Origin of the sequence: Micromonospora sp. WMMB235, assembly GCF_001855515.1 — a bacterium.
Classification (GTDB): domain Bacteria; phylum Actinomycetota; class Actinomycetes; order Mycobacteriales; family Micromonosporaceae; genus Micromonospora; species Micromonospora aurantiaca.
Window position 1 is genome coordinate 1248588 of record NZ_MDRX01000001.1, and the last position, 18574, is coordinate 1267161.

Sequence of the window (18574 nt, forward strand, 5' to 3'; positions counted from 1 at the left end):
CTCGCGCCGCCCACCAGAGCCAGGTCGCACGGCGGGTGGGCGGCACACGCCGACGGCGCCCGGCAGGGGGTGCCGGGCACCGTGGCGGGGGTGGTTCAGGGGAGGTCGATCGGGCGCAGCACCCGGTCCACCGCGTGCGCGATCTGCTTGTTGCCCTTGTTGATGTCGTACCGCACCACCTTGGCGTTGCGGTCGCTGGTGTCGGCGTCGACCAGGCGCACCTCGCGGCCGTACCAGCAGCGCTTCACGTCCACCTCGACGGTGGCGCCGAGCGCGGTGGTCAGGTCCGCGCCGTCGGCCTTCAGCGCCGCCTTCCGGTCGATCGTCGCGCCGGGCACGACGTGGTAGAGCAGGACGTCCTCCACGGTGTCCACGCCCAGGCCGGCGACCGCGTCGAACGCGGCCTTCTCAGCGGGCAGCTTCTTCGCGGCGGTGATGTCCCGCACCAGCTCGCGGAACGCGTAGTCGTTCGGCACGAACGCGGTCAGCGCGACGGTGCCGTCGGTGAGCACCTTCACCGGCGAGTCCGGCTTGGCCTGCAGCACCGTCAGGACCGCCTTCGTGAGGACGTCGAAGTCCCGCGAGTTGCGGTCGAAGCCGCTCTTGTCGGCGGTGAGCACGGCGGCCAGCGACCGCGTACCCGGCTGCTTGGCACCGGCCTGGGCGGGCACGGCGACGGCGGTGGTGGCCACCGCCGCCGCGGTGGCGCCCACGGCCAGCCGGGCGGCGAGACGAGCGATGTTCATCGGGGAGCCTTTCGTCGAAGCGACCAGGTCCGTGACTGTCGTCACGACCATTGCTTCGCCCGGACCGTCCCCGGTGGATGCACCCGGATCGACCGACTTCGGATCGACGTCCCCGTGCCTCAGCGGACCACCAACGGCTTGCTCACCGACGGCACGCCGTCGCCCTTGACCTTCAGCGACCAGTCCCCCGCCGCGCCCAGCGTCACCACCGTCTCGGCGGTGCCGTTGGCCCCGGCCTTCATCTCGGCGACCCGCTTGCCCTCGGGGTTGAGCACGTACAGCGTCCGGGCCCCGGCGGTCTTGTTCGTCACCTTGAACGCGATCTTCTCGCCGGGCTCGGCGATCAGGGCGTCCACGCCGGTCATCGCGTCGTCGGTCAGCTCGATCGTCACCGAGCGGTCGTAGGCCACCTCGGCGGCGGCGCTGGCGAGGTTGCCGTCGTCGGAGACGGTGATCTTGGTCCGGACGCCGTCGCCCTGCCGGCCCGGCTTGCAGGCCACCTCGTACGTGCCGGTCTGCAGCGAGGCGCGCAGGTCACCGGTACGGCCCGCCGGCACGTCCGCGACCTCGGCGATCACCTTGGTGAAGGCGTCGCCCTCCCGGCCGTAGACGTAGACCCCGGTGGCCTGCCGGCCCCGGTTGGTGACGGTGAAGGTGACGGTGCCCGGGGTGAACAGCGTGGTGGTGACCTCGCAGCTGGTGTCGGTGGCTGTCACCGGCACCTGCTGGCCTTTCGGCGCGGGCTCGTCGTCACCGCAGGCGGTGAGCGCGGTGGCCGCGCAGAGGACGGTCAGGACGGCGGCGGTACGGCTCTTCATCGGGCTCTCCGGTGCGCAGGTCAGACGGGCTGACCGGAACGGGGGCGCCGACGCACCCCGGCACACCGCCCGGGGGGCTCGGCGGAGTCAGCAGAGTCTAAGCGGGTACGGCGTCCCGGCAAGGCCCGAGGGCGACCCGATCTGCCCGCGCACCGGGGCCGTCCGCGCGACCGGCATGATGGCGGGCATGCGGCTGGTCTCCCTGCTCCCCTCCGCCACCGAGATCGCGTACGCGCTCGGCCTCGGCGACGACCTGGTCGGCGTCACCTTCGAGTGCGAGGTGCCCGCCCGCCACCGGTCGGGCACCACAGTGGTCGTCGGCGGCCGGGACACCCGGGGTATGAGTCCCGGCGACATCGACGCGTATGTCCGGGCGCAGGTCGCGGCCGGTGCAGACCTCTACACGCTGCACGCCGGCGCGCTGGCCGGGCTGGACCCGGACCTGATCCTCACCCAGGACCTGTGCCGCGTCTGCGCGCTGCCGTCCGGCCGGGTCGCCGACGCCGTGGAGCACCTGGGATGCCGGGCCGACGTGCTGTCGCTCGACCCGTACACCCTGGACGACGTGCTGGAGTCGATCCGCGCGGTGGGCGCGGCGGCCCGGGTGCCGGACCGCGCGGAGGCGCTGGTCGACGGCCTGCGCGCCCGGCTCGCGGCGGTCGGCGCGGCGGTGGCGGGCCGGCCCCGGCCACGGGTCGCGGTTGTCGAATGGGTGGACCCGCCGTTCGGCGCCGGGCACTGGATCCCGGACCTCGTCGACGTCGCGGGTGGCGAACCGGTGGCCACCCATCGCGGCGCCCGGTCCACGCCTACCACCTGGGAGGCCCTGCGGGCCGCCCGCCCCGAGGTGGTGCTGGTGGCGCTGTGCGGGTTCCGTCTCGACGGCGCGGCCGAGCAGGCCGCCGCGGTGGCCGGGCATTTCCCGGACGCGCAGGTGTGGGCGCTGGACGCGGACGGGCTGATCGTGCGCGCCGGCCCGCGCCTGGTCGACGGCGCCGAGACGATAGCCGCGATCCTGCACCCCGACGCGGTCCCCCCACCCCACCCCGAAGCAGCCCGCCACATCCCCTGACCACCCACCGCCCCCAGCCTCGTTGATCTTGCAGCTGCGGCCCGGTCAAGCCGCTCATATCGGGCATTCGAGGGGCACCAAGTCCATGATCGACGCGGGACAGGGCGTCAGCGTCCTCGGCGAACGGCGGTGGGCGGCTGGGAAGACGCGGACGCCGTCCCCGTGAGGCGGGGACGGCGTCCGGCGGTGAGCGGGGTCGGTCAGGTCATGTCGTCGTACCGGCGCTCGATCGGCTTCGGGGCGACGATCGGCTCGGGTGCGCCGATGGGCTCGGACGCCTCGATCCGGCCGCCGGCGGGCACCGGCTCGTCCGACAGGTCAAGCGGTGACACCTCGTCGTCGGCGATGCCGGCGTAGACCTCACGCCCGCGACCGCGCCGCTTGTCGTTGATGAACGCCACCCCCACCGCGGCGAAGTAGAGCGCGCAGAGGCAGATCGCCAGCGCGGTCATGCCGAACGGGTCGGGTGTCGGCGTGACCACGGCGGAGAACGCGAAGAACACGAACACCGCCACCCGCCACCAGCTCAGCAGTCGCTTGGCGCTGGCCAGGCCGACGAAGTTGAGCATCAGCACGATCAGCGGGAACTCGAACGCCACACCGAACAGCAGGATCAGGTTCGTGACGAACGATATGTAGCGGGTCACCTCGAGGTTGGTCGCGATGTCGTCGCCGGAGATGTCGAGCAGGAACTCGAGCCCCTTGGTGGTGACGAAGAACGCCAGCACCGCGCCGGCCGCGAACAGCGGGGCCGCCAGGGCGGTGAAGACGTACGCGTACCGCCGCTCGTGGCGGTGCAGGCCAGGCGCGATGAACGCCCAGAGCTGGTAGAGCCAGATCGGCGCGGCGATGATCAGGCCCACCCAGAGGCCGATCTTGAGGTTCAGCAGGAAGACGTCGGCGACGCCGAGCTGCACGAACTTGCACTTGCCCGTCGCCGCGTCGAACGACTGCGGCAGGTCGCAGTAGGGCTTGGACAGCAGCACCCGGACCGGCTCGGCCAGCCAGATGCCGAAGCCGAAGCCGACCAGGATCGCCAGCGACGCCCGGAACAGCCGGTTGCGCAGCTCACGGATGTGCTCGATGAGCGTCATCGAGCCGTCGGCCGCGCGCGCGAAGCTGCTCGGGCCGCGCTTCTTCAACCCGAAGGCCACGGTGGTTGAGGCCCTCTCGGATCAGTTCTCGCGGACGCGCTGCACCGGGTCGGCCGGCGGGGCCACGGGCTGCTGCGGCTGCGGCGCGTACGGCTGCTGCTGGGCGTACTGCTGCTGGCCCTGGGCGTACGGCTGCTGCTGCACGTGCCCCTGCTGCGGCGGGAGCGGCTGGTAGCCGGACTGCGCGTCGGCCTTCTCGGCGAGATCGCGGTCGTCGTCGTGCAGGCTCTTGGTCTCGGCCTTGATGATCCGCAGCGAGCGGCCCAGCGAGCGGGCCGCGTCGGGGAGCCGCTTCGCGCCGAACAGCAGGATCAGCACGACCACGAGTACGGCGATGTGCCACGGCTTGAGGGCACCCATGGGAAGCTCCAGTCGCTCTGTGTCGGTGAGGGTGGGTCGTCGCCCATCGTACGTGTGTCGCAGCGGCTTGCCACCCCCGCGGGCCTGCTCGTGCGGGCCCGATCGGTGAAGTTTCGACCAACCCGAAGTGTCCCGTCAACCGTCCAGGTCCGCGCATTTCTGCGCGCAACCGCCCGGGAACGCGCAGCCGACGCTCACCGGGCCGATCGGCGTCGATCAGTCGCCGCGCTTGGCCTTGATCAACATGATCCGCTCCTGCGCGACCGCCGCCCGCTCCTGGAGCGACTCGGCCCGCGCCTGCAACTGCTCGGCGGCCGACCGCAGCGACTCGGCCTCGACCGCCCGGCGCTGCAACGCCAGCGCGGAACGGCGCAGCCCCGGCAGGCGGCTCACCACCGGACGGATCGCCAGGGCCAGTACGACCAGCGCGAACACCACGACCCCGAGCACGATCCACGTCACCACGGCGGTCAGCCTATCGGGTGCCGCCGACGGCTGCCGGGTCGGCGCTGCCGGCCGGGGTGGCGTACGCGTCGAGCGCGGCCACGGCCTGGGCGCGTACCTGCTCGGCCAGCTCGGCCGGGGCCACGACTGTGACCTCCGGGCCGAGCCCGAGCACGAACCGCCGGGCCCACCCGAGGTCGGTGACGCGCAGCGACACCAGCCACTGCTCGCCGTCGGCCTCGACCCGCTCGCACGGATAATATTCGGTGATCCACCGCTCGCCCCGGCCGATCCGCAGCGTGATCAGCGGCAGGTCCGCCGACGGGCGGAACACGCCGTCGCTGAGATCGTGCGGGCGGGCCTGCGGCGGCACCACCGCCTGCTCCGGCAGCTCGGTCACCGCGTCGATCCGGTCGGCCCGGAACAGGCGTACCCCCTCGGCGCGGCGGCACCACGCCTCCACGTACGCCCGGCCGCCGACCATCAGCATCCGCAGCGGGTCGATGGTGCGTTCGGTGGTCTCGTCCCGCGCCGGGGTGTAGTAGGTGATCCGCAGCGCCCGGCCGCGCTCGACGGCGGCGCGCAGCTCGCGTACCCGGGCGCTGTCGCCGGGCAGGCGGACCTCGACCGGCGCGCCGGCCAGGTCACCGGCGGCATTCTCGATCTTGGCGAGCGCCCGTTCGACCGCCTCCCGGTTGGCCACGCCGGGCGTCTCGGCGATCATCCGCAGCGCCACCACCAGGGCCAGGGCCTCGTCCGGGGTCAGCCGCAGCGGGCGGTCGATCCCGGCGTCGTAGGTGATGGTGACCCGGTCGCCGTCGAACGCCATGTCGATCAGGTCGCCGGGGCCGTAGCCGGGCAGCCCGCACACCCAGAGCAGTTCCAGGTCCTCCCGGAGCTGCTTCTCGGTCACTCCGAGGTCGTGCGCCGCCTCGGCGATCTCGATGCCGGGGCGGGCCAGCAGGTAGGGCACCAGGTTGAGCAGCCGGGCCAGCCGGTCGGCGGAGGCACGGCCCGCGCGGGACGCCGGGCGGGTCACCGGGCACCTCCGGTCACTGCCAGCTCGTCGTGCCGGGCGGCGACCTCCTTGAGCCGCTGGATGACCGCCTCCCGCACCTCCGGTGGCTCCAGGACCCGGACGTCCGGGCCGTACCCGACGATCTGGCCGGCCAGGTAGTCGGCGTCGGCGTACGGCAGCACCAGCCGGTCGCCGTCGGGGCCGGCCTGGCACTCGACGGCCCAGCGGCGCAGCCCGGCGGCACGGCCCGGCGTGGCCAGCACCGTGGCCCGGCCGGTGCGTTCCACCGGCCCGGACCAGCGGGCCACGTGGCTGATCAGGTCGACCCCGGCGGGCGGCTCGTAGGCGCCCGGCTCGCCGGTCGCCCGGACCGTGCCGACCACCCGCGACAGCCGGAAACAGCGGGTCGCCGCCCGGTCCAGGTCGTGGCCGACGACATACCACCGGCCGCGCCAGCAGACCACGCCCCACGGTTGCACCCGGCGGCGGGTGGGCGCGTCCCGGTCCGGCACGCGGTAGTCGAAGCTGACCTCGCGCCGGTCCCGCGCGGCGGCGGTGAGCGGCGCGAACGCCGGGTCGACGGTGACCATCGGCTCCAGGCCCAGCGTCGCCTGCGGGTCGACGTCGATGCCGGCGGCGCGCAGCTTCGCCAGCCCCGACGACGCGGCGGCGGCCAGCCCGGCGTGCTGCCACAGCCGGGCGGCGATGCCCACGGCCGCGGCCTCGTCCGGTTCGAGCGGGATGTCGGGCAGCGCGTACGCGCGCGGCGCGATCCGGTAGCCCGGCTCGGCGTCGAAGACGCTCGCCGTGCCCGTCTCCAGCGGCACGCCCAGCTCACGCAGCTCGGCCTTGTCGCGCTCGAACTTGCGCTGGAACGCCTCGTGGTCCTTGGCGTCGTCCGGGTCGTGCTCGTAGCCGGGCACGGTCGCGGCGATCTGCGCGGCGGTCAGGAAGCGTCGCGTCGACAGCAGGCAGATCACCAGGTTGACCAGGCGTTCGGTACGGGTCCGGGACACGCCCAAACGCTAGCAGCCCGCGCGTCGGGCGCGGGCACCCGCGCGGCGCGGCGCGGGGGTCTTCCCACCCGGCGGCGGGCATCGACCGGTCATAGGGTGGATCGCATGGCGGAACCGGAGGTCAAGACCGAGAGCGTCGGCACTGTCGTGGTGGCCGGCGCGGCGAACCTCGCCATCGCGGTCGCCAAGCTGGTAGCGGGCCTGATCTCGGGCTCCGCGGCGATGCTCTCCGAGGCCGCCCACTCGCTCGCCGACACCACCACCGAGGTGCTGCTCTACCTGGCGCTGCGCCGCGGCGCGCGGCCCGCCGACACCCGGCACCCCTTCGGGTACGGCAAGGAGAGCTACGTCTGGGCGTTCCTCGCCGCGCTGTTCACCTTCGTCGCCGGTGCGGGCTTCGCCGTCACGCACGGCGTCACCACCATCCTGGTGCACGAGCACAGCGGCGAATACCTCGTCGCGTACGTGGTGCTGGCGGTCTCCTTCGCGATCGAGTCGGTGTCGCTGGCCCGGGCGGTCCGGCAGGTGCGCGGCGAGTCACGCCGCTGGGGCACCACCCCGCGCCGCTACCTGCGCCTGACCGCCGACACCACCGTCAAGGCCGTCTTCCTGGAGGACAGCGCCGCGCTGATCGGCCTGCTGATCGCCGCCGGCGGGCTCACCCTGTCGCACCTGACCGGCGACGAACTGTACGACGGCGTCGCCTCGATCCTCATCGGCGTACTGCTGCTGGTGGTCGCCGTCGTGCTGGCCCGCAGCAACATCTCGCTGCTGGTCGGCCGCTCCGTCTCCGACCGGCTGCACCGGCGCATCGAGCGGGAGCTGACGGACGTGCCGACGGTGGACCACGTCGACACCCTGATGACCATGTTCCTCGGCCCCGACGACATCCTCGTCGCCGCCAAGGTCGACTTCCGTGACGACGCCACCGGCGCCGACATCGAGGCCGCCGCCGACGAGGCCGAACGCCGGCTCACCGGGCACTTCCCGGAGATCGCGTACGTCTTCCTCGACCCCACCCGGTCCGGTTCGGCCGGCCGGACCGCCCGCACCACCCAGGACGAGGCGGGCCGCCCGGTCGACGACCGGAACCCCTGACCCGCCCGGGGGCCGTCCCGGCGGCGGCCGATACGGTGCACCGCATGGTGCGATGGCGGTCCGGCACGGTCACGGCGGTACGGCGACGGTGGGCCGGCGCTGTCGAACTCGACGTCGACCTGCCCGACGGCGCCCGGATGCGCGCCCTGGCCTACCCGGCCCTGGTCGGCGAGCCCGAACCCGGCGACCGGGTGCTGCTCAACGCCGGCGCGCTGCTGATGGGCCTCGGCACCGGCGGCTACGCGCTGGTCGTGGCGCTGCCCGACCGGCTGCCGCCGGACCCGCCGCAGGCCGGTGACAGCCGCGACGCCGGGCACCTGGTCAAGGCCCGCTACACGCCGCTGCAACCGATCCTCCTCGGCGTGGACGAGGAGGCGTCGCCGCACCACGACCGGCTGGCCGCCGCGGACTCGGTCGACGGCATGCCGGTGGTCACCGCCGATCTGCACTCCGCGCTGCCGGCGATCCTGGCCGGTGTACGCGCCGACGCGCCCGACGCCCGGGTGGCGTACGTGCTGACCGACGGTGGCGCGCTGCCGGCGTGGTTCTCCCGCACCCTGGCCGGGCTGTCCGGGCACCTCGCCGGCACGGTCAGCGTGGGCCAGGCGTTCGGCGGTGACCTGGAGGCGAGCACACTGCACAGCGGCCTGCTCGCCGCCCGGCACGTGCTCGACGCCGACCTGACGATCGTCGCCCAGGGGCCGGGCAACCTCGGCACCGGCACCCGCTGGGGCTTCTCCGGCGTCGCGGTCGGCGAAGCCGTGAACGCGGTCGCCACGCTGGGCGGGCGCCCGGTCGGCTCGCTGCGCATCTCCGACGCCGACGCCCGCCCCCGGCACCGTGGCGTCTCCCACCACAGCCTGACCGCGTACGGCCGGGTCGCGCTGGCCCCCGCGGAGCTGGTCGTGCCGGACGGCCTCGCCCCCGGCCTGGCCGCGGAGGTCGCCGCGGCGCTGACGCCGCTGGCCGACCGGCACCGCATCGTCACGGTGCCTGCCGACGGCCTCGACGCGGCGCTGCGGGCCACCCCGGTCGGCCTGTCCACGATGGGCCGGGGCCTGGACGCCGACCACGCCTACTTCCTGGCCGCCGCCGCCGCCGGCCGGTACGCGGCCCGCCTGCTCGGCTGAGCCGCGCCGCCGTCAGATCGCCAGGTAACCGTTCGCGACGAGGTGGTCGGCGGCTCGCGCGTACGCCTCGGGATCCCGCGGCGTCCAGGTGCCCAGACCGTCGACGTAGCGGTTGAACATGCAGAACGCGGCGGCGATCAGCACCGTGTCGTGGATCTCCAGGTCGGTGGCGCCCTCCGCGCGGGCCGCCTCGACCAGTTCGGTGGTGACCTCCCGGCCGCTGCGGCGCACCGCGGCGGCGATGTGCAGCAGTGCCCGCAGCCTGGCGTCGACCGGGGCCGTGCCGACGTCCGCGCGCACCTGATCGACCAACGGCATCCCGGCGGGCAGCTGCGCGGCGGCGAACGCCGCGTGCGACGAGCAGCAGAAGTCGCAGTCGTTGAGGCCGGAGACGTACGCCGCGATCAGCTCCCGCTCGCCCGGCGTCAGCGTGGGATGCGGCGCGCGCAGCAGCACCTCCGCCAGCTCGCCCAGCGGCTTCGCCGTCTCCGGCCGGAACCGCAGCGGCCCTCGGATGCCCGGATGTGCCTTCTCGTCCAGCCCGAGATCGATGTGTGCGATGACGTCACGCTCCCTGTCCGTGCCGGCGGTGCCGGCGGCCTCGCCGTCCAGAGTGCCGTCACCGCCGGCGCCGGAGAAGACGCCGGAGACAGGTCAGCATGATGGAAGAACCAGGGCCCTGCCCGGCCTCCCCATACTTGCCGGGTACTCGACTCCGGCCCCACCACTCCCCACTGACAGGCGTCGTTCCCGGCTGCCCGGGGAACGCGTGCGGCCGCCGTTTAGGAGGCCCCTCATGGCACTGCGACAGTTCCCGGACGCGACCCCCGACGCCGGGATCTCCCCCCATCGCCCCCGGCACCGGCTCCGACTCGCCCTGGTCAGCGCGGCAGCCGGCGTGCTGCTGGCCGTCCTGTGGTCGTTCGAGCTGGTCGACAAGGTCATCGGCGACAACGTCGCGAACACCGTGCTGGGCCACGACGCCAAGGAGACCGCCATCACCGGCACCGTCGCCGGATTGCTCTTCGCCTTCGTCTCCGGCTTCGCCGGCACCTTCACCGCCTGCAACATCGCCGTCGCGGCCTCCGTCGGGCCGATGAGCCAGGTCTCCGGCGCCGACCCGGCCGGTGGCACCCGGCCGGCGCTGCGTGCCCTGCTGCGCCCGGTCGGCTGGCTGACCCTCGGCATGGTCGCCGTCTCGGCGAGCTACGGCGTCGTCGGCGTGCTGGCCGGCGACCGGCTGCCCCAGCTTTCCACCGACGTGGTCGGCGGTGTCCCGGTACGCCTCATCCAGTCGTCGGTCGTCTTCGGCGTCATCGGACTCGCCCTGATCTACCTCGGACTCGCCGCGCTCAAGCTGGTGCCGGACGTCTTCGCGCACCGGCCCGTCGCCCGGGTGGTGACGATCGGCGCGCTCGTCGGCGGTTTCCTCGTCGGCCGGCCCTACCCGATGTTCAACAAGCTGTTCCACTGGGCCGTCGACACCGGCAACCCGCTCTACGGAGCGCTGGCGTTCACGCTCCAGTCGCTGGGCAACATCGTGCTCGTCACAGTCGTCTTCGCGGTCGCCGTGGCGATCAGCCGGGGACGCTTCCTCGCGTGGATGGCCGACCCCCGCCGCGCCGCCGTGGTCACCGGAGCGCTGCTCGTCGCGCTCGGCGTCTTCACAGTCGTCTACTGGGACGTGCGGGTGCCTGCGCTGTTCGGCTTCGGCTGGTTCCCCCGGATGCCGTACAACTGACCGGCCCGGAACTCAGCCGAGGAACAGGATCAGCCCGAGCCAGGCGCCCACGATCAGCACCAGCGCCGCCGCCAGCACCCAGGTCGGCACCGTGTAGTCGCCGCGCCTGTTGCGCTCGATCTCGGCGCGGATCTTCTCCCGCCGACGGTCGATCCAGTTGAGCTTCTCGGTGCCGTCACGGTCCGAGGACGTCTCGCGGCCGGACCCACCGGCGGATTCGGAAGTGTTCATCGCGACGCCAGCGTACCTGTGGACGGGCGGCCGGTGCCGGGCACCGGCCGCCCGCACGATCACATGCTGGCGATCAGCCGCTCCACCCGCTCGTCGTAGGCCCGGAACGGGTCCTTGCACAGCACCGTGCGCTGCGCCTGGTCGTTCAGCTTCAGGTGCACCCAGTCCACGGTGAAGTCGCGCCGCTTCTCCTGGGCGTGGCGGATGAACTCGCCGCGCAGCCGCGCCCGGGTCGTCTGCGGCGGCGTCTCCTTCGCCTCGAAGATCTCCGGGTCGGTGGCCACCCGGTCCACCTCACGACGGCGCTCCAGCAGCCCGTACAGGCCGCGCCCGCGCCGCAGGTCGTGGTAGGCCAGGTCCATCTGCGCCACCCGCGGGTGCGACAGCGGCAGGTCGTGCTTGCGCTGGTAACGCTCGATCAGCTTCAGCTTGGTGACCCAGTCGATCTCGCGGGCCACCGGGTCCAGGTCGCCGGTCTCGACCGCGCGCAGCACCCGGCCCCACAGGTCGACCACCCGCTTCGCGGTCTGGTCGCCGCCCCGGCGCTCCACGAACTCCGTCGCCTTGGCCAGGTATTCCTGCTGGATCTCCAGCGCCGAGACCTCCTTGCCGGAGGCCAGCCGCACCTTGCGCCGGCCGGTGATGTCGTGCGACACCTCGCGGATGGCCCGGATCGGGTTCTCCAGCGTCAGGTCCCGCATCACCACGCCGGCCTCGATCATCCGCAGCACGATGTCGGCGGTGCCGACCTTCAGCAGCGTGGTGACCTCGTTCATGTTCGAGTCACCGACGATCACGTGCAGCCGGCGGTAGCGCTCGGCGTCCGCGTGCGGCTCGTCGCGGGTGTTGATGATCGGCCGGCTGCGGGTGGTCGCCGACGAGACACCCTCCCAGATGTGCTCGGCCCGCTGGGACAGGCAGTAGACAGCGCCGCGCGGCGTCTGCAGCACCTTGCCCGCGCCGCAGATCAACTGCCGGGTGACCAGGAACGGGATGAGCACGTCGGCGAGCCGGCCGAACTCGCCGTGCCGGGACACCAGATAGTTCTCGTGGCAGCCGTACGAGTTGCCGGCCGAGTCGGTGTTGTTCTTGAACAGGTAGATCTCGCCCGCGATGCCCTCGTCGTGCAGCCGCTTCTCCGCGTCGACGAGCAGGCCCTCCAGGATCCGCTCACCGGCCCGGTCGTGTGCCACCAGGTCGGTCACCGAGTCGCACTCCGGAGTCGCGTACTCCGGGTGCGAACCGACGTCGAGATAGAGGCGGGCGCCGTTGCGCAGGAACACGTTGCTCGACCGGCCCCACGACACCACCCGCCGGAACAGGTACCGCGCGACCTCGTCGGGGGACAGTCGGCGTTGCCCGCGATAGGTGCAGGTGACGCCGTACTCGGTTTCGAGGCCGAAGATTCGCCGCTCCATGATGAGACATTAGCCGCCCGGAGCCTCCGATGGGCAGCGCCGACGCTCGCCGCTTGCGATCTCCCCCGCGCAGATCGGCGAGGTGGCGGCATCCGTACGCGAAAAACCCCGCCACCTCGGCGAGGTGGCGGGGTCCGCGACGGTCGTCACTCGGCGGGCTTGTCCTCCGCGTTGCCCTCCAGATCGGCCGAACCCGCCGACGTGGTCGGCTTCTTCGCCTCCTCCGTCGGCACGGTCGGCGTCTTCGCCCGGCCCGGCGCGGGCGCGGTGTCGGCCTCGGCGTCGCCCTCCAGCAGCGCGGTGAGCGCCGCGCCGGTCACCCGCCGGAACGTACGCCCCACCCGGCGCCGGTCCAGGACCGCCACCTCCAGCTGGTTCGCGGCGATCGTGCGGGACGCCCCGCCCTCGCCGCCGACGCTGCTCAGCGCCTTCATGGCGGCGCGGACCGCCTCCGACAGCGACATCTCCGGCCGGTGCTCGTTCTTCAGCACCCCGCTGATCGCCTCGGCCTGTCCGCCCATCGCCATCCGGCCCGGCTCGTCGTTCACCGAGCCGTCGTAGGTCACCCGGTAGAGGGAGTCGTCCTCGGCGGTGGCGCCCACCTCGGCCACACAGATCTCCACCTCGAACGGCTTCGACTGCTCGGTGAAGATCGCGCCCAGCGTCTGCGCGTACGCGTTGGCGAGCGCCAGGCCGGTCACGTCCCGGCGGTCGTAGCTGAGCCCGTTGAGGTCGGCCATCCGCACGCCCGCGCGGCGCAGGTTCTCGAACTCGTTGTACCGGCCGACAGCGGCGAAGCCGATCCGGTCGTAGATCTCGCTGACCTTGTGCAGCGTGCTGGACAGGTTCTCGGCGACGAAGAGCACCCCGCCCTCGTAGCTCAGGACCACCGCGCTGCGGCCCCGGGCGATGCCCTTGCGGGCCAGCTCGGAGCGGTCGCGCATGATCTGCTCGGGCGAGGCGTAGAACTGCATGGCCACGGCGGCGGTTCTCCTTCTGCGGGACTGCTGACTCGGTGGACGGTGGGAGCGGCCTCAGCCGCCGGGGTTCTCCATCCGGCCGGACACCACGCTCTCCGCGATCGCCGCCGTCTCGGCGTCGGTGAGCCGGTGGGTGCCCTCGGCGGTCGCGGTCATCACGACCGGGTAGATCCGCCGGGTCAGGTCGGGGCCGCCGGTGGCGGTGTCGTCGTCCGCCGCGTCGTAGAGCGCCTCGACCGCCAGCCGCGTCGCGTCCTGGACCGACAGGCCGGCCCGGAACCGCTTCTTCAGCGCGGACTTGGCGAACAGCGAACCGGAGCCGATGGCGTCGTAACCGGTCTCCTCGTACGGGCCGCCGGTCACGTCGAAGCTGAAGATCCGCCCGGCCCGCGCCGGGTCGCTCGCGGCCAGGTCGAAGCCGGCGAACAGCGGGATCACGGCGAGGCCCTGCATGGCCGCGCCCAGGTTGCCGCGGATCATCGACGCCAGCCGGTTGGCCTTGCCGTCGAGCGAGAGCATCGCGCCCTCGATCTTCTCGTAGTGCTCCAGCTCCACCTGGAACAGTCGCATCAGCTCGATGCCGATGCCGGCCGTGCCCGCGATGCCGACGAGCGAGTACGCGTCGGCCGGGTGCACCTTCTCGATGTCGCGCTGGGCGATCAGGTTGCCCATCGTGGCGCGCCGGTCGCCGGCCATGACCACACCGCCGGCGGCCGAGATGGCCACGATGGTGGTCGCGTGCGGCGCCATGTCGGCGGCCATGCCGGGCGGCAGCGGCCGACGGCCGGGCAGCATCTCGGGGGCCACCTTGCTCAGGAACGCTGTGAAGGAGGACGTCCCCGCGTTGGTGAACACATCTGGAAGACGCCCGGATGGATCAAAACCCGCTGCCACGTGGTTCCTCTCAGGTACGTGATCGCCCCGGCCGGCCCCACGGGAGCGTCCCGGGACCGGCCAAGACCACCGTTGCAGTTGAAGCAGATTATCCCGCGCACCCGTCCGGTGCGATCATCGTGGTGCCGGCGGTCGACGGCCTGCCCTTCGCCCTGACGGGCGAAACGGACATATGCCTCACTGGCCGCCCTTTTGTACATATCCTCGGACGAACTCCTCGGCGTTCTCCTCCAGGACGGAGTCGATCTCGTCGAGCAGGTCGTCCACGTCCTCGGTGATCTCGGCGTGCCGCTCGGCCACCTCGGGGTTGGCCTCCGCGGTGACCTCCTCGACCTCCTCGCGGGACTTGCCGGACTGGGTCTGCCCACCCTCTTGCGTCGCCATGGTGGTGCCTCCTCCACGATCGCCTGCGATCAACTTACCTCGCGGGAGCGACGAAAGGCCCGTCGCGTGCCCGTTTCCGGCACCCGGCGGGCCTTCCGGCATCGGGGTCACCCGCCGGTGAGCGTCTCCAGCAGATCCTTCGCGCTCTCGCACCGGTCGAACAGCTCGCCGACGTGCGCGCGGGTGCCCCGCTCGGGCTCCATCATCGGCACCCGGACCAGCGACTCCCGGCCCACGTCGAAGATGACCGAGTCCCAGCTCGCGGCGACCACCTCGGAGGCGTACCGGTCCAGGCAGCGGCCCCGGAAGTAGGCCCGCGTGTCCTCCGGCGGCTCGGTCATCGCGGTGCGCGTCTGCTCGTCGGTGAGCAGCGTCTTCATCGAGCCGCGCTGCACCAGCCGGTGGTAGAGGCCCTTCTCCGGCCGCACGTCGGAGTACTGGAGGTCGACCAGTTGCAGCTTGTGCGAGCCCCAGGCGAGCTTCTCCCGCTCCCGGTAGCCCTCCAGCAACCGCAGCTTGGCCACCCAGTCCAGCTCGTCGGCGCACTCGAACGCGTCCCGGCCGAGCCGGTCCAGCACGCTCTCCCAGCGGCGCAGCACGTCGGCCGTCTGCGCGTCCACGTCCTTGCCGTAGCGGTCGTCCACGAAGGAGCTCACCCGCTCCAGGTACGCCCACTGCACGTCCAACGCGGTGAGCCTGCGGCCGTCGCGCATCCGCATCAGGTGCTTGAGCGACGGATCGTGGCTGACCGCGCGCAGCTCGGCCACCGGGTCGGCGATGCCCAGGTCCGCGCCGAGCGCCTTCTCCTCGATCATGGCGAGGATCAGCGAGGTGGTGCCGACCTTGAGGAACGTGGAGATCTCGGAGAGGTTGGCGTCGCCGATGATGACGTGCAGCCGGCGGTACTTGTCGGCGTCGGCGTGCGGCTCGTCCCGCGTGTTGATGATGGGCCGCTTGAGCGTCGTCTCCAGTCCCACCTCGACCTCGAAGAAGTCGGCCCGCTGGGAGATCTGGAAACCGCTCTGGCCGCCGTCCTGGCCGATGCCGACCCGCCCGGCGCCGCAGACGATCTGCCGGGTGACGAAGAACGGCGTCAGGTACGCCACGATGTCGGCGAAGGGCGTCTGCCGGCGCATCAGGTAGTTCTCGTGCGCGCCGTAGCTCGCGCCCTTGTTGTCGGTGTTGTTCTTGTACAGGTGGATCGGGTGGGTGCCCGGGATGGTCGCGGCGCGGCGGGACGCCTCGGCCATCACCCGCTCCCCCGCCTTGTCCCACCGCACCACGTCGAGGGGGTTTGTGACCTCGGGTGTGGAGTACTCCGGGTGCGCGTGGTCGACGTAGAGGCGGGCGCCGTTGGTGAGTATGACGTTGGCGAGCCCGAGATCCTCGTCGGCGAGCGCCTCGGCCGGGTCGTACGCGGCACCGGAGTAGGTGAACCCCCGGGCGTCGCGCAGTGGCGACTCCTCCTCGTAGTCCCAGCGGGCCCGGCCGCCCCGGTTGAGTTCCGGCCGCGCCCCGTAGGCGTTGACCACCTGGGAGGAGGTGACCATCGGGTTGGCTCCGGCCTGACCGGGCACGGAGATGCCGTACTCGACCTCGGTGCCCATGATCCGTCTAACGCTCATCGACCTGCCCGCTCCGCTCGCCGTCCCGGTCCCCGTCACGTCGAGCGTAGTCGGCGTGACGCGCCGAGGGGGCGTGGCGGCAGCGCCGGGTCCGGTGTGGCGGCTTCCCCGGGTACGCGCGAAGGCCCGTGGCGCGTACGCCACGGGCCTTCGTCGAGGGGGTCGGACTACAGGTACTGGCCGGTGTTGCTGGCGGTCTCGATGGACCGTCCGGCCTCGGCGCCCTTGCCGCCGGAGACGAGCGTGCGGATGTAGACGATCCGCTCGCCCTTCTTGCCGGAGATGCGGGCCCAGTCGTCGGGGTTGGTGGTGTTGGGCAGGTCCTCGTTCTCGCGGAACTCGTCGACGCAGGCGTCGAGCAGGTGCTGCAGGCGCAGACCCTTGCGGCCGGAGGTGAGGAACTCCTTGATGGCCATCTTCTTGCCCCGGTCGACGATGTTCTGGATCATCGCGCCGGAGTTGAAGTCCTTGAAGTAGAGGACTTCCTTGTCACCGTTGGCGTAAGTGACCTCGAGGAACCGGTTCTCCTCGGTCTCGGAGTACATCCGCAGGACCACCGCGTCGATCATCGCCGCGACCGTGGCCTGGGCGTCGCCGCCGTGTTCGGCCAGGTCGTCGGCGTGCAGCGGCAGGCCGGCGAGGATGTACTTGGAGAAGATGTCCTTCGCCGCCTCGGCGTCCGGCCGCTCGATCTTGATCTTCACGTCGAGCCGGCCGGGCCGCAGGATCGCCGGGTCGATCATGTCTTCCCGGTTGGAGGCGCCGATGACGATGACGTTCTCCAGGCCCTCGACGCCGTCGATCTCGCTGAGCAGCTGCGGGACGATGGTGTTCTCCACGTCGGAGGAGACGCCGGAGCCGCGGGTGCGGAACACCGAGTCCATCTCGTCGAAGAACACGATCACCGGAGTGCCCTCACCGGCCTTCTCCCGTGCCCGCTGGAAGATCAGCCGGATGTGCCGCTCGGTCTCGCCGACGTACTTGTTGAGCAGCTCGGGGCCCTTGATGTTGAGGAAGAAGCTGGTGTGCCGATCCTTGCCCTCCCGCTCGGCGATCTTCTTGGCCAGCGAGTTCGCCACCGCCTTGGCGATGAGCGTCTTGCCGCAGCCGGGCGGGCCGTAGAGCAGGATGCCCTTCGGCGGCCGGAGCTGATGCTCGCGGAACAGGTCGGAGTGCAGGAAGGGCAGTTCCACCGCGTCGCGGATCTGCTCGATCTGCGCCTGGAGGCCACCGATGTCCTCGTAGTCGACGTCGGGCACCTCCTCCAGGACCAGCTCCTCGACCTCGCTCTTCGGGATCCGCTCGTACGCGTACGCCGAGCGGGGCTCGATCATGAGCGAGTCGCCGGCCCGGATCGCGCTGCCGATCAGGGTCTCGGCGAGGTGCACGATGCGCTCCTCGTCGGAGTGCGAGACCACGAGTGCCCGGTCACCCGGAGCGCCCTCGGGGCCCGCCAGGATCTCCTTGAGCATCACCACCTCGCCGACCCGCTCGTAGCCGAACGCGTCGACGATGTTGAGCGCGTCGTTGAGCAGGACCTCCTGGCCCCGGCGCAGCTCGTCGACCTCCAGCGAGGGCGAGACGGCCACCCGGAGCTTGCGCCCGCCGGTGAACACGTCCACCGTGCCGTCGTCGTGCTTGGCCAGGAAGACGCCGTAGCCACTCGGCGGCTGGGCGAGCCGGTCGATCTCCTCCTTGAGCGTCACGATCTGCGCGCGAGCCTCCTTGAGGGTGCTCACGAGCCGCTCGTTGTTCTCGGTCAGCCGCGCCAACTGTGCCTGGGTGGCCGCCAGCCGCTCTTCGAGCTGCCGGACGTGTCGAGGGCTTTCGGTCAACTTGCGCCGCACCAGAGCGAGTTCCTCTTGCAGGAACGCGACCTGCGTGGAGAGATCGTGGGCTTCCTTTTCCCACCGTGCGGCGCGCGAGTCCGCGTCGTCGCTGCGTGCCACGTCCCACCTCCCCGGGGGGCTTGAACGTTCTGACCTAACACTAGCCGCTATGAGCCCGATTCGGTCCACAGCAACGCGCTCGTCACCGAAGCTTGATCGCGAAGGGCTGGTCGCGGGGCGGGTACGGGCGTTCGGGTACCGTCGGAGCGTGGGACGGGAGAACATGGGGGGTGCTTCGTGACCGACGTCGCGACCGACCAGTTGCAGGTCTGGGTGGATCAGGATCTCTGCACCGGTGACGGGCTCTGCGTGCAGTACGCGCCGGAGGTCTTCGAGTTCGACGTCGACGGCCTGGCGTACGTCAAGGGCCCCGACGGCGAGCTGCGGCAGGCCCCCGGCGCCCGGGTGGACGTGCCGGAGCACCTGCGCCTCGAGGTGATCGACTCCGCGAAGGAGTGCCCGGGCGAGTGCATCCACGTGGTGCGCGGCAGCGACGGCGTCGAGGTGGCCGGCCCGGAGGCCGAGGACTGAGGCGGAGACGGACACGACGGGCCGG

21 protein-coding genes are annotated in these 18574 nt (G+C 72.0%); 5 read left to right on the forward strand and 16 right to left on the reverse strand.

All coding sequences use genetic code 11. From position 1 onward, the window contains the following. Positions 1 to 95: 95 nt before the first annotated feature. Positions 96 to 746 carry a fasciclin domain-containing protein gene (locus tag BFV98_RS05400; RefSeq protein WP_255368008.1) on the reverse strand — a complete coding sequence of 217 codons (651 nt, stop codon included), beginning with the start codon at positions 744 to 746 and terminating at the stop codon, positions 96 to 98. Between the two features lie 119 nt (positions 747 to 865). After that, positions 866 to 1564: a hypothetical protein gene (locus BFV98_RS05405; RefSeq protein WP_013286121.1), complete on the reverse strand. Its 699-nt coding sequence runs from the start codon at positions 1562 to 1564 to the stop codon at positions 866 to 868. 187 nt (positions 1565 to 1751) lie between these two features. On the opposite strand from BFV98_RS05405, the gene BFV98_RS05410 reads away from it, so the two are divergent. Further along, positions 1752 to 2636 (forward strand): ABC transporter substrate-binding protein, encoded by an 885-nt coding sequence (locus tag BFV98_RS05410; protein WP_071095203.1) that lies wholly within the window; start codon positions 1752 to 1754, stop codon positions 2634 to 2636. Between the two features lie 200 nt (positions 2637 to 2836). On the opposite strand, the gene tatC is transcribed toward BFV98_RS05410, so the two are convergent. The 5 genes from tatC to BFV98_RS05435 all read right to left on the reverse strand — a co-directional run bounded on the left by tatC (position 2837) and on the right by BFV98_RS05435 (position 6628). After that, on the reverse strand, positions 2837 to 3790 hold the full coding sequence (gene tatC, locus BFV98_RS05415) for a twin-arginine translocase subunit TatC (protein WP_013286119.1): 954 nt from the start codon (positions 3788 to 3790) through the stop codon (positions 2837 to 2839). Between the two features lie 21 nt (positions 3791 to 3811). Continuing rightward, positions 3812 to 4150 (reverse strand): Sec-independent protein translocase subunit TatA, encoded by a 339-nt coding sequence (tatA, locus tag BFV98_RS05420; RefSeq protein WP_013286118.1) that lies wholly within the window; start codon positions 4148 to 4150, stop codon positions 3812 to 3814. A gap of 216 nt (positions 4151 to 4366) precedes the next feature. Next, positions 4367 to 4615 carry a hypothetical protein gene (locus BFV98_RS05425; protein WP_013286117.1) on the reverse strand — a complete coding sequence of 83 codons (249 nt, stop codon included), beginning with the start codon at positions 4613 to 4615 and terminating at the stop codon, positions 4367 to 4369. Between the two features lie 10 nt (positions 4616 to 4625). Then, complete coding sequence (locus BFV98_RS05430) at positions 4626 to 5633, reverse strand: YafY family protein (protein WP_013286116.1); 1008 nt, start codon at positions 5631 to 5633, stop codon at positions 4626 to 4628. Beyond that, a complete protein-coding gene (locus BFV98_RS05435; RefSeq protein WP_013286115.1) occupies positions 5630 to 6628 on the reverse strand; it encodes a YafY family protein in 999 nt (332 codons plus the stop codon). Before BFV98_RS05435 ends, BFV98_RS05430 begins: the two co-directional genes overlap by 4 nt. Before the next feature lie 105 nt (positions 6629 to 6733). On the opposite strand from BFV98_RS05435, the gene BFV98_RS05440 reads away from it, so the two are divergent. Together BFV98_RS05440 and BFV98_RS05445 are read left to right on the forward strand one after the other, a co-directional pair. Continuing rightward, complete coding sequence (locus tag BFV98_RS05440; RefSeq protein WP_013286114.1) at positions 6734 to 7726, forward strand: cation diffusion facilitator family transporter; 993 nt, start codon at positions 6734 to 6736, stop codon at positions 7724 to 7726. A gap of 44 nt (positions 7727 to 7770) precedes the next feature. Further along, positions 7771 to 8856, forward strand: a complete 1086-nt coding sequence (locus tag BFV98_RS05445; protein WP_013286113.1) for a DUF3866 family protein — start codon at positions 7771 to 7773, stop codon at positions 8854 to 8856. A 12-nt stretch (positions 8857 to 8868) separates the two neighbouring features. On the opposite strand, the gene BFV98_RS05450 is transcribed toward BFV98_RS05445, so the two are convergent. Next, entirely contained in the window at positions 8869 to 9417 is a 549-nt protein-coding gene (locus BFV98_RS05450) for a carboxymuconolactone decarboxylase family protein (protein WP_013286112.1), read from the reverse strand. A gap of 235 nt (positions 9418 to 9652) precedes the next feature. On the opposite strand from BFV98_RS05450, the gene BFV98_RS05455 reads away from it, so the two are divergent. Further along, positions 9653 to 10597, forward strand: a complete 945-nt coding sequence (locus BFV98_RS05455) for a hypothetical protein (protein WP_071095205.1) — start codon at positions 9653 to 9655, stop codon at positions 10595 to 10597. A gap of 12 nt (positions 10598 to 10609) precedes the next feature. On the opposite strand, the gene BFV98_RS05460 is transcribed toward BFV98_RS05455, so the two are convergent. From BFV98_RS05460 to arc, 8 genes are all read right to left on the reverse strand, one after another. Further along, positions 10610 to 10828: a hypothetical protein gene (locus BFV98_RS05460; protein ID WP_013286110.1), complete on the reverse strand. Its 219-nt coding sequence runs from the start codon at positions 10826 to 10828 to the stop codon at positions 10610 to 10612. Positions 10829 to 10887: 59 nt separating this feature from the next. After that, positions 10888 to 12246: a Pup--protein ligase gene (gene pafA, locus BFV98_RS05465; protein ID WP_013286109.1), complete on the reverse strand. Its 1359-nt coding sequence runs from the start codon at positions 12244 to 12246 to the stop codon at positions 10888 to 10890. Between the two features lie 146 nt (positions 12247 to 12392). Further along, entirely contained in the window at positions 12393 to 13226 is an 834-nt protein-coding gene (gene prcA, locus BFV98_RS05470; protein WP_013286108.1) for a proteasome subunit alpha, read from the reverse strand. A 54-nt stretch (positions 13227 to 13280) separates the two neighbouring features. Beyond that, on the reverse strand, positions 13281 to 14120 hold the full coding sequence (prcB, locus tag BFV98_RS05475) for a proteasome subunit beta (RefSeq protein ID WP_176921676.1): 840 nt from the start codon (positions 14118 to 14120) through the stop codon (positions 13281 to 13283). Next, positions 14039 to 14320, reverse strand: coding sequence for an endonuclease domain-containing protein (locus BFV98_RS31355; protein ID WP_176921677.1), 282 nt, complete (start codon positions 14318 to 14320; stop codon positions 14039 to 14041). Before BFV98_RS31355 ends, prcB begins: the two co-directional genes overlap by 82 nt. Beyond that, a complete protein-coding gene (locus tag BFV98_RS05480; RefSeq protein ID WP_013286106.1) occupies positions 14298 to 14504 on the reverse strand; it encodes a ubiquitin-like protein Pup in 207 nt (68 codons plus the stop codon). Before BFV98_RS05480 ends, BFV98_RS31355 begins: the two co-directional genes overlap by 23 nt. Positions 14505 to 14611: 107 nt before the next feature. Then, complete coding sequence (gene dop / locus BFV98_RS05485; protein WP_071095207.1) at positions 14612 to 16129, reverse strand: depupylase/deamidase Dop; 1518 nt, start codon at positions 16127 to 16129, stop codon at positions 14612 to 14614. Between the two features lie 167 nt (positions 16130 to 16296). Then, positions 16297 to 18078 (reverse strand): proteasome ATPase, encoded by a 1782-nt coding sequence (gene arc / locus BFV98_RS05490; protein WP_013286104.1) that lies wholly within the window; start codon positions 18076 to 18078, stop codon positions 16297 to 16299. A gap of 177 nt (positions 18079 to 18255) precedes the next feature. Between arc and BFV98_RS05495 the strand changes: the two genes are divergently transcribed. Then, a complete protein-coding gene (locus BFV98_RS05495; RefSeq protein ID WP_013286103.1) occupies positions 18256 to 18549 on the forward strand; it encodes a ferredoxin in 294 nt (97 codons plus the stop codon). Positions 18550 to 18574 lie beyond the last annotated feature (25 nt).

Coding starts and splice junctions, on each gene's coding strand:
- BFV98_RS05405 (WP_013286121.1), bottom strand. CDS start 1,564: ATGAAGAGCCGTACCGCCGCCGTCCTGACCGTCCTCTGCGCGGCCACC.
- dop (WP_071095207.1), bottom strand. CDS start 16,129: ATGAGCGTTAGACGGATCATGGGCACCGAGGTCGAGTACGGCATCTCC.
- BFV98_RS05445 (WP_013286113.1), top strand. CDS start 7,771: ATGGTGCGATGGCGGTCCGGCACGGTCACGGCGGTACGGCGACGGTGG.
- BFV98_RS05460 (WP_013286110.1), bottom strand. CDS start 10,828: ATGAACACTTCCGAATCCGCCGGTGGGTCCGGCCGCGAGACGTCCTCG.
- BFV98_RS31355 (WP_176921677.1), bottom strand. CDS start 14,320: ATGTACAAAAGGGCGGCCAGTGAGGCATATGTCCGTTTCGCCCGTCAG.
- BFV98_RS05400 (WP_255368008.1), bottom strand. CDS start 746: ATGAACATCGCTCGTCTCGCCGCCCGGCTGGCCGTGGGCGCCACCGCG.
- tatA (WP_013286118.1), bottom strand. CDS start 4,150: ATGGGTGCCCTCAAGCCGTGGCACATCGCCGTACTCGTGGTCGTGCTG.
- pafA (WP_013286109.1), bottom strand. CDS start 12,246: ATGGAGCGGCGAATCTTCGGCCTCGAAACCGAGTACGGCGTCACCTGC.
- BFV98_RS05455 (WP_071095205.1), top strand. CDS start 9,653: ATGGCACTGCGACAGTTCCCGGACGCGACCCCCGACGCCGGGATCTCC.
- BFV98_RS05480 (WP_013286106.1), bottom strand. CDS start 14,504: ATGGCGACGCAAGAGGGTGGGCAGACCCAGTCCGGCAAGTCCCGCGAG.
- BFV98_RS05440 (WP_013286114.1), top strand. CDS start 6,734: ATGGCGGAACCGGAGGTCAAGACCGAGAGCGTCGGCACTGTCGTGGTG.
- BFV98_RS05410 (WP_071095203.1), top strand. CDS start 1,752: ATGCGGCTGGTCTCCCTGCTCCCCTCCGCCACCGAGATCGCGTACGCG.